The organism is Streptomyces sp. SLBN-8D4, assembly GCF_049739545.1.
Classification (GTDB): domain Bacteria; phylum Actinomycetota; class Actinomycetes; order Streptomycetales; family Streptomycetaceae; genus Streptomyces; species Streptomyces canus_C.
In genome coordinates, this window is the sequence record NZ_JBMGQC010000001.1 from 8,761,968 (window position 1) to 8,775,046 (window position 13,079).

A 13,079-nucleotide genomic window follows, 5' to 3' on the forward strand; every position below is an offset into this window, starting at 1 on the left:
GAAGGGAACGGGAATGCTCCGCAAGGTACTGGTCGCCAACCGTGGTGAGATCGCGATCCGGGCGTTTCGCGCGGGTTATGAGGTGGGCGCGAGGACGGTCGCCGTCTTCCCCCACGAGGACCGCAACTCACTGCACCGACTCAAAGCCGACGAGGCCTACGAGATCGGCGAACCGGGCCATCCCGTGCGGGCCTATCTCTCCGTCGAGGAGATCATCCGCGCCGCCCGCCAGGCCGGCGCCGACGCCGTCTACCCCGGCTACGGCTTCCTCTCGGAGAACCCCGAGCTCGCGCGCGCCTGCGAGGAGGCGGGCATCACCTTCGTCGGCCCCAGCGCCGACATCCTGGAACTGACCGGCAACAAGGCCCGCGCGGTCGCCGCGGCCCGCGCCGCGGGCGTCCCGGTGCTCGGCTCCTCGGCACCCTCCGACGACGTGGACGAGCTGGTCAGGGCCGCCGACGAGGTCGGTTTCCCGGTGTTCGTGAAGGCCGTCGCGGGCGGTGGCGGGCGCGGTATGCGCCGGGTCGAGGACCCCGCCCAGCTGCGGGAGTCCATCGAGGCGGCCGCGCGCGAGGCGGCCTCCGCCTTCGGCGACTCGACCGTGTTCCTGGAGAAGGCCGTCGTCGAGCCCCGCCACATCGAGGTGCAGATCCTCGCCGACGGGCAGGGCAACGTCATCCATCTGTACGAACGCGACTGCTCGGTGCAGCGCCGCCACCAGAAGGTGATCGAGCTCGCGCCTGCACCCAACCTCGACCCCGAGCTGCGCGACCGGATCTGCGCCGACGCCGTCCGCTTCGCTCGCGAGATCGGCTACCGCAACGCGGGCACCGTCGAGTTCCTCCTCGACCGCGACGGCAACCACGTCTTCATCGAGATGAACCCGCGCATCCAGGTCGAGCACACGGTCACCGAGGAGGTCACCGACGTCGACCTCGTCCAGGCCCAGCTGCGCATCGCCGCCGGAGCCACCCTCGCCGACCTCGGGCTCTCCCAGGAGGCGGTGCGGCTGCACGGCGCGGCCCTCCAGTGCCGTATCACCACCGAGGACCCCGCCAACGGCTTCCGCCCGGACACCGGCCGCATCAGCGCCTACCGCTCGCCCGGCGGCTCCGGCATCCGCCTCGACGGCGGCACCACCCACGCCGGTACGGAGATCAGCGCCCACTTCGACTCGATGCTGGTCAAGCTCTCCTGCCGGGGCCGGGACTTCACCACCGCGGTCAACCGGGCCCGGCGTGCCGTCGCCGAGTTCCGCATCCGCGGTGTGGCCACCAACATCCCGTTCCTCCAGGCCGTCCTCGACGACCCGGACTTCCAGGCGGGCAACGTCACCACGTCGTTCATCGAGCAGCGGCCCCATCTGCTGACGGCCCGTCACTCCGCGGACCGCGGCACGAAGTTGCTCACCTATCTGGCCGACGTGACGGTCAACAAGCCGCACGGCGAGCGGCCCGACCTGATCGACCCCGTCTCCAAGCTGCCCCGGGTGGACACCGCGGCGGAGCCACGCGCCGGCTCCAAGCAGAAGCTCACCGAGCTCGGCCCCGAGGGCTTCGCCCGCTGGCTGCGCGAGTCGCCGACCATCGGCGTCACCGACACCACCTTCCGCGACGCCCACCAGTCGCTGCTGGCCACGCGCGTGCGCACCAAGGACATGCTCGCCGTCGCCCCGGCCGTCGCCCGTACCCTGCCCGAACTGCTGTCCCTGGAGTGCTGGGGCGGCGCGACCTACGACGTCGCCCTGCGCTTCCTCGCCGAGGACCCCTGGGAACGCCTTGCCGCCCTGCGCGAGGCAGTCCCCAACATCTGCCTGCAGATGCTGCTGCGCGGCCGCAACACCGTCGGCTACACCCCGTACCCGACCGAGGTCACCGACGCCTTCGTGCAGGAGGCCGCCGAGACCGGCATCGACATCTTCCGCATCTTCGACGCCCTCAACGACGTCAGCCAGATGCGCCCCGCCATCGAGGCCGTACGCGCCACCGGCACGTCGATCGCCGAGGTGGCCTTGTGCTACACCTCGGACCTCTCCGACCCGAACGAGCGCCTGTACACGCTCGACTACTACCTGCGCCTCGCCGAGCAGATCGTGGACGCTGGCGCCCACGTCCTGGCCGTGAAGGACATGGCGGGCCTGCTGCGCGCCCCCGCCGCGGCCAAGCTCGTCTCGGCGCTGCGCCGCGAGTTCGACCTGCCGGTGCACATCCACACCCACGACACCGCGGGTGGCCAGCTCGCCACCTACCTGGCCGCGATCCAGGCGGGCGCCGACGCCGTGGACGGTGCCGTGGCGTCCATGGCCGGTACCACCTCGCAGCCCTCCCTCTCCGCGATCGTCGCCGCGACCGACCACTCGGACCGGCCGACCGGCCTTGACCTGCGGGCCGTCGGCGACCTGGAGCCGTACTGGGAGAGCGTCCGCCGGGTGTACGCCCCCTTCGAGGCGGGCCTCGCCTCCCCGACCGGCCGTGTCTACGACCACGAGATCCCCGGCGGCCAGCTTTCCAACCTGCGCACCCAGGCCGTGGCGCTCGGTCTCGGCGACCGCTTCGAGGACATCGAGGCGATGTACGCGGCCGCCGACCGGATCCTCGGCCACCTGGTCAAGGTCACCCCTTCCTCGAAGGTGGTCGGCGACCTCGCCCTCCACCTCGTCGGAGCCGGCGTGACGCCGAAGGAGTTCGAGGAGACCCCGGACCGCTTCGACATCCCCGACTCCGTGATCGGCTTCCTGCGCGGCGAGCTCGGCACCCCGCCCGGCGGCTGGCCCGAGCCCTTCCGCAGCAAGGCGTTGCAGGGCCGCGCCGACGCCAAGCCCGTCCAGGAACTGAACGCCGAGGACCGCGAGGGCCTGGAGAAGGACCGCCGCTCGACCCTCAACCGGCTCCTGTTCCCCGCCCCGACCCGCGAGTTCGAGACGCACCGCCAGTCCTACGGCGACACCAGCGTCCTGGACAGCAAGGACTTCTTCTACGGTCTGCGTCCGGGCAAGGAGTACGCCGTCGACCTGGAACCCGGCGTCCGGCTCCTCATCGCGCTGGAGGCGATCGGCGAGGCCGACGAGCGGGGCATGCGCACGGTGATGTCCACGCTCAACGGCCAGCTGCGGCCCATCCAGATCCGCGATGCCGCCGTCTCCTCCGACATCCCGGCCACGGAGAAGGCCGACCGCTCCAACACCGGCCATGTCGCCGCACCGTTCGCCGGAGTGGTCACACTCGCGGTCTCCGAGGGCGACGAGGTGGCGGCCGGAGCCACCGTCGCCACCATCGAGGCCATGAAGATGGAGGCCTCGATCACCGCCGCGAAGGCCGGCCGGGTCTCCCGCCTCGCCATCAACAAGATCCAGCAGGTGGAGGGCGGTGACCTGCTGGTCGAGATCGCCTGAGCCGGAACGCGGTCGCCCGCGGGGGCTCCCCCGTGGGCGAACCGTGGCCGGGAGGAGCCCTTGTCATGACAGTGCTGTACGAGATCAACACCCTTGTCTGGCTGGGCGAGTTGAGTCACCACCACGGCCGTCCCGTCACCCTCGGCGACGTGCCCGGCGAGGTCTGGGACTCCGTCGCGCTCCCCGGTATCGACACCGTGTGGCTGATGGGTGTGTGGGAACGCAGCCCGGCCGGCCGGGAGATCGCCCTGCGCGACCCCGGGCTCGTGGCCTCCTTCCGCGAAACGCTGCCCGACGTCACGGGGGCGGACATCGCAGGATCGCCGTACTGCGTACGCGACTACGTCGTCGACGCCCGTCTCGGCGGCCCGGACGGACTGGCCGCCGCCCGGGCCCAACTGGCCGCGCGCGGAGTGCGGTTGATCCTCGACCACGTGCCCAACCACGTGGCCCCCGACCACCCCTGGCTCGCCTCGCACCCCGACCGGCTCGTCCAGGGCAGCGCCGACGACCTGGCCCGCGCCCCGGCCGACTTCCTCCAGGCCGGAGCCGGGATCTACGCCCGCGGCCGCGACCCGTACTTCCCGCCCTGGCCCGACGTCGTGCAGCTGAACGCCTTCAGCGACGCACTCCGGGAGGCGACCGTCGCGACCCTCGTGTCGATCGGCGACCAGGCCGACGGCGTGCGCTGCGACATGGCCATGCTGCTGATGAACGACATCTTCAAAAGGACCTGGGGAGACCGGGCGGGCCCGGCCCCCGCCGAGGACTTCTGGCCGTACGTCATCCCGCGCGTCAGAGCCCGCCACCCCGACCTCCTCTTCGTCGCCGAGGCCTACTGGGACCGCGAACAGCCCCTCCAGCAGCAGGGCTTCGACCACTGCTACGACAAGCGCCTCCACGACCGCCTGCTGCACGAGGACGCCGGCTCCGTGCGCGCCCACCTGGCCGCCGACCCCTCCCACCAGCGCGGTCTCGTCCGCTTCCTGGAGAACCACGACGAACCGCGGGCCGCCGCCACCCTGCCCGGCGACCGGGGACGGGCGGCTGCGGTGGCCGTCGCGACGCTGCCCGGCGCCACGCTCTGGCACGAGGGCCAGTTCGAGGGGCGGCGGGTGCGTCCGCCCGTGTTCCTGACGCGCCGTCCCCAGGAGCCGGTCGACGAGCCGCTGCGCGACTTCTACGCGCGCCTGCTCCCCGCCGCCGCCTCCGTACGCCGGGGGGAGTGGCGGCCGCTGACCCCGACGGGCCTGCCGGACGACCCCACCCATCACCACCTTCTCGCCTGGACCTGGACACACGCCGAGGCCCGCCACCTGATCGTCGTGAACGACTCGGACCGCCCCGCCCGGGCGAGGCTGCCGCTGCCGTGGGACGACCTCAGGGGCCACGCGTGCCGTGCGACCGACCTGCTCACCGGGGAGGTGTACGACCGTGACGGAGACGAACTGACCGACTCCGGTCTGTTCGTGTCCCTGGAGGCATGGAGGTGCCACGTCCTCAAGTGGTGAGGGCCAGGGCTCGGGCGTACGGTCGAACGGAGATTATGAGCACCGACCCGCAGGCGAGTTCTGCACCACGGACCACCCCACCGGACTCCGGCGGGGGCGGAAACGCCATGGCCCTGCTGGTTCTCGCGTCCTGCCAGCTCATGGTGGTGCTCGACATCACCATCGTGAACATCGCGCTCCCGGACATCCAGCGTTCCCTGGACTTCTCCACCACCAGCCTGGCCTGGGTGGTCAACGCGTACACCCTCACCTTCGGCGGGCTCCTGCTGCTCGGCGGCAGGACCGGCGACATCCTCGGCAGACGCCGTATGTTCGTCTGCGGAGTGCTGCTGTTCGTGCTCGCCTCGCTGCTCGGCGGGCTCGCCCAGAACGAGGGCCAACTCCTCGCCGCCCGTGCCCTCCAGGGCGTCGGCGGTGCCATCGCGTCCCCGACCGCTCTCTCCCTGGTCAGTACGACCTTCCGCGAAGGCCCCGATCGCAACCGGGCCTTCGGCGTCTTCGCCGCGGTCTCGGCGGGCGGCGGCGCGATCGGGCTGCTGGCCGGCGGAGTCCTCGTCGAGTGGTTGAACTGGCGGTGGGTGCTGTTCGTCAACGTCCCCATCGGACTGCTCATCGCCCTCGCCACGCCCCGCTGGATCCGCGAGTCCGAGCGACATCCCGGCAACTTCGACATCGCCGGCGCGCTGACCGCCACCGCGGGCATGGTGCTGCTGGTGTACGGCTTCATCCGGGCCGCCCAGGAAGGCTGGCGGGACGCGTTCACGCTGGCCTCGTTCGCCGCCGCGGTCGTCCTGCTCGTGGTGTTCGTGCTGATCGAGAAGCGGTCCCGGCAGCCCATCACCCCGCTGCACATGTTCGCCGACCGCAACCGCGCGGGCACGTACGGCATCATGCTGTGTCTCGCGGCCGCGATCTTCGGGATGTTCTTCTTCCTGACCCTCTTCACGCAGAACGTCCTGAACTTCAGCCCGCTGGCGACCGGGTTCGCGTTCCTGCCGGTCAGCGTGGTCATCGCGGTCGGCGCCGGCCTCGCCTCGCGGTTCCTGCCGGTCTACGGGCCCAAGCCCTTCATGGTGGGCGGCGCGATCCTCGCGGCGGCGGGGCTGGCCTGGCTGACCCTGACCGACGTGCACTCCACCTACGCGGGCAGTGTCCTCGGGCCGATGCTCGTGTTCGGCCTGGGCATGGGCATGGAGTTCGTGTCGCTGACCCTGATGGCGCTCTCCAACGTGCCCACCCCGGAGACCGGCGCGGCCTCCGGGCTCCTCAACGCCACGCAGCAGGTGGGCGGTTCGCTCGGCCTGTCCATCCTGGTCACCATGTTCGGCACGGCCAGCACCAACGAGGCGGAGAAGCAGGTGCCCCTCTTCCTCGCCCAGGCCACCCCGGTGGCGCGCCGGCTGTTCGCCCGCACCGGTGTGCTCCCGGGTTCCTGGGGCGACGAGGTCCTGACCGCCGGTGTCTCGGCCGCCTTCGTCGTGGCCGCGATCTTCGCGCTGCTCGCCGCGCTGATCGCCGTCGTGGTCATCCAGGTCCGCCCCTCAGACCTGGAACGCCTCAAGGGCGGGCCGCCGATGCCGTAGGGACCAGGCCGAGCCGCTGGGCGTGCAGCACCGTGCTGACGCGGTCGTGCGTGCCGAGCTTCCGGTAGATGTTCGCGATGTGCTTGTGGACCGTCCGCTCGGATATCCCGAGTCTGCGGCCTATCGACACAGCGGTCAGGGCGTCACCGAGCAGGAGCAGCACGGTCGTCTCCCGGGGCGTGAGCGCCAGGTCGGCCGCCTCCTCGGACGGGGCGTTGAGCCTCCGCAGGAGTTGCCGTTGCTGTTCGACGGCGGCCAGCAGCGGTTGCAACTGCTCGGCCAGACGCAGCTCGTCGGCGGTGAAGTCCCGCCCGGAGCGGTACACCAGGCACCCGGTGATCGGGGTGGTCGACTGCGGCAGGGGAATCCCCAGCACGTGGTCGACGTCGAGCAGGTCGTCGAGCAGCCGCGCGGTCGGGCTCCCCGACCAGGAACGGCCGGCCACCCGGCGGGCCGTGACCGGCGTCCGGTCCGTTCTGCCCGCGTAATGCGCGGCCAACGGGTAGCCCGCGCGCAGCAGTCCCGCCTCCTCGTCGCCGAGCGAGGTGAACTCCGCGTCGGCTCCGGGGGACAGCCCCAGCGTGCCCTCGTGCTCGTTCCAGTCGTCCAGCTTGTAGATCAGGGCGTCGCCCCCGCACAGCACCGGCAGTTCGGCCGCGAGCAGGGGCCACAGCCGCTCGGGGGCGCGTTCGTGGAGCGCGGCCACGGCGACCGACAGCATCCGCTCATACGCAGTTGTACCCATACCGGCCCAGTACCTCGCTGACCCACACTTCATCCGAGCAACATCGACGTTCTCGCATGTACTCCAGCACATTGAAGCTCCGGCGGGCCGCAGTGGGGGGAGGGCGGCCCGTCGGACACGCCTGTCTCCCCGCGGGACGGCAGCGCCGGCCGCGACGCGTGCGGGCCGCCGGCACGGGGGACCGGCGGCCCGCACGAAGCCGTGGCCCTACTGATCCGGCGCCTCCGGACCCGGGCGCCGGGTTCAGCACCGGGTGGCGGGCAGTCCGCTCGTGTCGATCACGATCTGGTCCACGGCGACCGCCGGATCGACCATGAAGATCCTCAGCACAAGCTCCCCGGCCTCGGCGGCCGTCACGGTGGCGGCCGGCCGCTCGACGCCGTCCTCCACCTGGCGGGCCCAGGCGTCCCCCCGGTTGCCGGTCCCGACGGCCTGCCCGGACAGAACGGTCACCGGCCGGTCGTCGAGCCCGACGGCCGCCGCCGCACCCGGTATCTCAGTGGCACGTCATGGCGCTGTCCGGCGCCCGGGCGGGAGGCGGGTCAGGCGGGTCGTATCGCGCCTCGGATGATCGACTCACCGGTCGGGTAGATCGACTCCTCGCGGATGGACGCTCCCGGACCCGGCGCGTGGATCATCATGCCGTTGCCGGTGCACAGGCCCACGTGGCTGAAGTCGTCGTGGAAGAAGACGAGGTCACCGGGTTGCATCGCGTACAGCGGAACCGCCGTGCCGGTGCTCGCCTGACCGACGCAGGTGCGGGGGAGCGAGACGCCCGCGACCTTCCAGGCGGCCTGCGTGAGGCCGGAGTTGTCGTACGACCCGGGGCCCGCAGCGCCCCAGACACACGGCTTGCCGATCTGGGAACGGGCGAAGGCGAGAACCTGGATGACCTTCGAGTCGTAACCGGGGTCGGGGGTGGGGAGTTCGGGATCGGTGACGGGGAGAGCGGGGGCCAGGGTCAAGGGTGCGGCGGGGGCCGGCGCCGGCTGGGGCGTCTGCCAGGCCTGGTCGGGAGTGCGGGGGGCCGGGATGGCAGAAATGCCCTGCGTCGAGGCCGGGGCGGTCGGGGCGGTTCGGGCCGTCTCGACCGGCGGGGGTGCGATTGTCGCGAGGGGGGCGGTCAGGGCGGAGTACTCGGGTTGGCCCGCGGTCGGTTGCGCGGCGTACTCCGGGAAGGCTGCGGTGTTCTGTGCGGAGTACTCGGGGAACCCTGTGGCGGCCGGCGCGGCGTACTCCGGTAGCCCGGTGCCGAGTTGACCGCTGTAGTCCCCGAAGCCGGTGGTGGTCTGCGCGGTGTACTCGGGCAGGACGGTGCCGAGTTGCCCGGTGTGGTCGGGGAATCCCGTGCCGGGTCGCGAGGTGTACTCGGGGATGCCGGTGGTGGTGTGCGCGGTGTAGTCCGGGAGGCCGGCGTCGGCTTGCGGGCTGTACGTCGGTATCGCGGTGCCGGGTTGTGGTGCGTACTCAGGCACACCGGTGGGGAGCTGCGGCGCCAACTCGGGAGCACCGGTGAGGAGCTGGGGGGCGTACTCCGGGGCTCCGGCACCGGCCTGCGCGCTGTACTCGGGGAAGCCGGTGGTCGTGGACGCGGTGTAGTCCGGGAGGCCGGTGTCGGATGGCGTGCTGTACGTGGGGATCGCGGTGCCGGGGGATTGCGGGTTGTACTCGGGCACCACGGGCAGGAGCTGCGGCGCGTACTCCGGGACCCCCGTGGCCGGTTGCGCGGCACGCACGGTGGGGATCCCGCCGGTGCCGGTGAGGTCCTGCGGGGCCGCTTCCGAGGCCCATGAGGGCGTCTGGGCCTGCGCGGCGGGGAGGGCGGCCGGGGTTGGCTCCGGTGCGCTGGGCAGGGCGAGCATCGGTCCGGCGGTCAGCTGGGGCCGCTCGGCGGCCGGCTTCGGTTCGCGTGCCGTGGGGGCGTCCGCGGGCCGCTGGCGCCGTGGCTCGGCGCGGCGGGCGGCGACGCGGTCGGAGGGCAGGACCGCCTCGACCGTGGGCCCGATCTTCGCGCGGGCCATGCCGTACCACTGCCGGGCGATGTCGTCGAGGGCGGGATCGCCGCTCGCCCTGCTCCCACCGCCGGTCGACGAAGAGGTGCGGCCACGGGTGCTCGACGCCGTTCCGGCCGCGCGCGTGGCGTTGTAGGTGCCGGAGTCGGTCTCGGCCCGGTCGTAGAGGTTGGTGACCCGTCGGCTCACCTCGTCATGGCTCGGCCCCTCGTCGGCCGCGGCGTTCCCGGTCTGCGAGAGGAGGGCCGCGGAGGCCATGGCGGCCGTGGCGAGGGCGGAGTTGCGCTTGGCCGGGAGGCTGAACCCTCCATTGCGCGAAGTTCGATCCGGCGCCATGAAAGTCATGCCCCTTCCGTCGTGCTGCTCGCCGTCAACTTAGCCAACTTGTGAGGCTCACGTGAAGATTGAAGTGTGAAAAGTGTGAGATGTACCTGTGACCTTCGTCGCGTACGGGCCCCTGCCCGCGGTGCGGATCAGCGTCTGCCCTGCTGAGCGAGCCATGCCTCGTAGTGGTCGAGGACCGTCTCCTCGACCGGGCGGTAGACGAGGCCCAGTTCGTTCACGCTGCGGCTGTTGTCCACGCGGAAGCGGATGCCGAGGTGCTTGCGGATGTAGTCCTGGGTGAGCCCGAAGGCGGGGCCCAGCACGCGCACCGGCCAGTGGGGGAGCGCGGTGCGCGGGATGCGCAGGCCGCGGGGGTACCGGGTGCGGATGACGCGGGACATCTCGTGGAACGACGTCATCGTCTCCGCGGCCAGGATGTAACGCCCCTTCGCGTCGGGCTTCTCCGCCGCCGCGATGTGCGCGTCGGCCACGTCACGGACGTCGACCGTGGTGAAGCTGAAGTCCGGTGCGCCGTAGAAGAAGTACCCCCTGAACAGCTCCTCCAGGAGGAAGAGGCTGCCGGACTCGGAGGCGGGCGCGAGCGAAGGGCCCAGGATCAGGCCGGGGTTGACGGACACCATGCGCCAGCGGTCCTGAGCGGACTCCGCGTGCCAGGCGGCGCGTTCGGCGACCGTCTTGGCGTAGTGGTACGGGTTGTTCTCCACCGTGCTGCTGGTGTTGAAGTACTTCTCGGACAGGACCTGCCCGGCCATGTCCCGCACGTCGGAGTAGTCGCCGAAGATCGCACCGACCGTGGAGGTGAACACCAGCCGCTCCACCGTCGGCGTGCGCTCGATGCCGGCCAGGACGTTGCGGGTGCCGGTCAGGGCCGGGTCGACCATGTCCTTCTGGCCGTCCTTGATCTTCTCCGGCATGAAGAACGGCGAGGCCACATGGAAGACCACGCGGCAGCCCGCCATGGCCTCGTCGAAGGAGCCCTCCTTGAGGAGGTCCGCCTCGAACAGGGTGAGCCGGCCGGGGAACTGGCCCTGCATGTCCCGCAGCGGGCGCACCTTCGCCGGGTTCGTGAGACTGCGCACGGTGGCGTGCACCTCATAACCCCGCTCCAGCAGCCGCCGTACCAGATGGCTGCCGACGAAACCGCTGCCACCGGTCACCAGGACTCTGCCCATGCCCTCGCTCCTCCACCCAGGGGGTGACATTGAAGCACCGGCGGATCTTCGGCGGGAGGGTCATCCGGCACGGACGGCCGCGAAGAAGACAGGGCGCCCAGGTTCACCGGGCGTCCTGTCTCACGGGGGTCCTGTCACCAGCGGGGGAGCCGGAGTTCGTAGTCCGGCTGGAAGCGCCGCATGTATCCGGTGTCGTCCCGGCTGCGTACCCCGGAGTCGACGTAGAGGCGGTGCAGGCGCTCCAGGGCGGCGGGGTCGAGTTCCACGCCGAGCCCGGGACCGGTCGGGACCTTGACCTCGCCGTCGCGGAACTCCAGGACACCGGGGCGGATCACGTCGTCGGCGTGGTTCCACGGGTAGTGGGTGTCGCAGGAGTGGTCGAGGTTGGGGATCGCCGCGGCCACGTGGGTCATGGCGGCCAGGCTGATGCCCAGGTGCGAGTTGGAGTGCATGGAGAGGGCGAGGCCGAACGCCTCGCAGACCGCGGCCAGTTCACGGGTGCGGCGCAGGCCGCCCCAGTAGTGGTGGTCGGTCAGCAGGACCTGGATCGCGTTCTGCTCGACCGCGGGCCTGAGATGCTCCCAGGCGATCACGCACATGTTGGTGCCCAGCGGCATCGGCGCGTCCTTCGCCACCGCCGCCATGCCCTCGATGCCCCTGGTCGGGTCCTCCAGGTACTCCAGGACTCCGTCCAGTCGGCGGGCGACGTACTTCGACGTCTCCACCGTCCACGCCACGTTCGGGTCCAGGCGCAGCGGCTGCCCGGGGAAGGCCTCCGCGAGCGCCTTGATCGCGGCGATCTCCTCGTCGGGCGGGAAGACACCGCCCTTCAGCTTGAACGACCTGAACCCGTACCGCTGTTGCATCAGCCGGGCCTGCTCCACGATGCCGGCCGGGTCCAGGGCCTCGCCCCACTCGTCGCCGACCGCGGCGCGGCCGTCGAGGGCCGGGTGCTCGGCCCACTTGTAGAAGAGGTACGCGGCGAACGGCACCGAGTCCCGGACCGTCCCGCCGAGCAGATCGCTGACCGGGCGGTCGAGCAGCTTGCCCTGCGCGTCCAGGCACGCCACCTCCACCGCGGAGGTGGTCCAGCCGCGCTCGTGACTGGAGGGAACCGTCGGCAGCAGGGTGGCGTCGATCGAGGCTCCGACAGCCGTCGTGTCGAAGACGTCCATGCCCACGACGACCTTCGCGGCGGCCTCAAGTCGCTCCAGGCGGGCGACCCCGCCGGGGGACTCGCCGAGGCCCACCGTGCCGTCCTCCAGCACGAGTTGCAGGATGATCCGCAGGGCGAGGGGCTCGTGCACGCCGTTGGAGTTGAGCAGCGGCGGATCGCGGAAGGCGATCGGGGTGACGATCAGCTCCTTGATCCGAGTCGGGTCGCTCATACGCCGACCACCTCCAGGCCGTGGTCGATGAGTTCGGACAGCCGCGCGATGTGCTCCGGGGCCGGATCGACCAGCGGCGCCCGTACGCCACCCACGTCCAGGCCACGCAGGGCCACTCCGGACTTGACCAACGCCACGGCGTACCCCGGTACCTCGTCGCGGAGCCGGACGAGGGGGCCGTAGAACTCGTCGAGGAGCGTGTCGACCAGCGGTCCGTCGCCCGCGGTGAGCGCCCCGTGGAAGGCGAGGGCGATCTCGGGTGCGAAGGCGAACACGGCGGAGGAGTACAGGCAGACCCCGATGCCCTGGTAGGCGGGCGCGGTCAGCTCCGCCGTGGGCAGGCCGTTGAAGAACTGGAAGTCCTCCGTGCCCGGTACGGCCCGCACCGCGCGCACGACGCGGTGCATCCGCTCGATGTCGCCGAGGCCGTCCTTGAGACCGACGACCTTGGGGAGCGCGGCGATCTCGGCGGCCGTCTCCTCGGTGAGGCGGGCGGTGCCGCGCTGGTAGAAGACGACGGGCAGGTCGCTCGCGGAGGTGACCTCCTCGACGTAGCGCACCAGGCCCTGCTGCGGGGCCGTCACCAGGTAGGGCGGGAGCAGCAGGATGCCGTCGGCGCCCGCCCCGGCGACCCGGGCCGCGTGGTCGCGGGCGACCGGCGTCGGGCCGCCCGCCGCCGCCAGGACCGGCACCCGGCCCGCGGTCGTCTCGACCGCGACCCGGGTGGCCCGCTCGATCTCCTCGGGCGTCAGCGCGTGGAACTCACCGGTGCCGCAGGCGACGAACACGCCGCCCGCACCGGCCGCGACGCCGCTGTCGATGTGCTGGGCGAGCCGTTCCTCGTCCAGCGAGCCGTCCGCGGCGAACGGCGTCACCGGGAAGAACAGCACTCCTTGGAACTTCATGTCTCCCTCAAACGTGGGGGGGTCGGG

Annotated in this window: 9 protein-coding genes; 3 read left to right on the plus strand and 6 right to left on the minus strand. The window is 71.6% G+C overall.

What is annotated here, in order from left to right; all coding sequences use genetic code 11:
• Nucleotides 1–13: 13 nt before the first annotated feature.
• The 3 genes from RKD20_RS39745 to RKD20_RS39755 all read left to right on the plus strand — a co-directional run bounded on the left by RKD20_RS39745 (nucleotide 14) and on the right by RKD20_RS39755 (nucleotide 6,485).
• Nucleotides 14–3,391: a pyruvate carboxylase gene (locus RKD20_RS39745; RefSeq protein ID WP_424881921.1), complete on the plus strand. Its 3,378-nt coding sequence runs from the start codon at nucleotides 14–16 to the stop codon at nucleotides 3,389–3,391.
• A 65-nt stretch (nucleotides 3,392–3,456) separates the two neighbouring features.
• A complete protein-coding gene (locus RKD20_RS39750; protein ID WP_424881922.1) occupies nucleotides 3,457–4,902 on the plus strand; it encodes an alpha-amylase in 1,446 nt (481 codons plus the stop codon).
• A 107-nt stretch (nucleotides 4,903–5,009) separates the two neighbouring features.
• On the plus strand, nucleotides 5,010–6,485 hold the full coding sequence (locus RKD20_RS39755; RefSeq protein WP_424881923.1) for an MFS transporter: 1,476 nt from the start codon (nucleotides 5,010–5,012) through the stop codon (nucleotides 6,483–6,485).
• Here RKD20_RS39755 and RKD20_RS39760 read toward each other — a convergent pair.
• From RKD20_RS39760 to RKD20_RS39785, 6 genes are all read right to left on the minus strand, one after another.
• Complete coding sequence (locus tag RKD20_RS39760; protein ID WP_424881924.1) at nucleotides 6,460–7,230, minus strand: response regulator transcription factor; 771 nt, start codon at nucleotides 7,228–7,230, stop codon at nucleotides 6,460–6,462. The two genes, RKD20_RS39755 and RKD20_RS39760, sit on opposite strands and share 26 nt — an antisense overlap.
• Before the next feature lie 243 nt (nucleotides 7,231–7,473).
• Nucleotides 7,474–7,725: a hypothetical protein gene (locus RKD20_RS39765; protein ID WP_424883429.1), complete on the minus strand. Its 252-nt coding sequence runs from the start codon at nucleotides 7,723–7,725 to the stop codon at nucleotides 7,474–7,476.
• Between the two features lie 47 nt (nucleotides 7,726–7,772).
• Entirely contained in the window at nucleotides 7,773–9,587 is a 1,815-nt protein-coding gene (locus RKD20_RS39770) for an NlpC/P60 family protein (RefSeq protein ID WP_424881925.1), read from the minus strand.
• A gap of 128 nt (nucleotides 9,588–9,715) precedes the next feature.
• Complete coding sequence (locus tag RKD20_RS39775; RefSeq protein WP_424881926.1) at nucleotides 9,716–10,759, minus strand: NAD-dependent epimerase/dehydratase family protein; 1,044 nt, start codon at nucleotides 10,757–10,759, stop codon at nucleotides 9,716–9,718.
• Between the two features lie 134 nt (nucleotides 10,760–10,893).
• A complete protein-coding gene (locus tag RKD20_RS39780) occupies nucleotides 10,894–12,147 on the minus strand; it encodes a glucarate dehydratase family protein (protein ID WP_424881927.1) in 1,254 nt (417 codons plus the stop codon).
• Nucleotides 12,144–13,052, minus strand: coding sequence for a 5-dehydro-4-deoxyglucarate dehydratase (locus RKD20_RS39785; RefSeq protein WP_424881928.1), 909 nt, complete (start codon nucleotides 13,050–13,052; stop codon nucleotides 12,144–12,146). Before RKD20_RS39785 ends, RKD20_RS39780 begins: the two co-directional genes overlap by 4 nt.
• Between the last annotated feature and the right edge of the window lie 27 nt (nucleotides 13,053–13,079).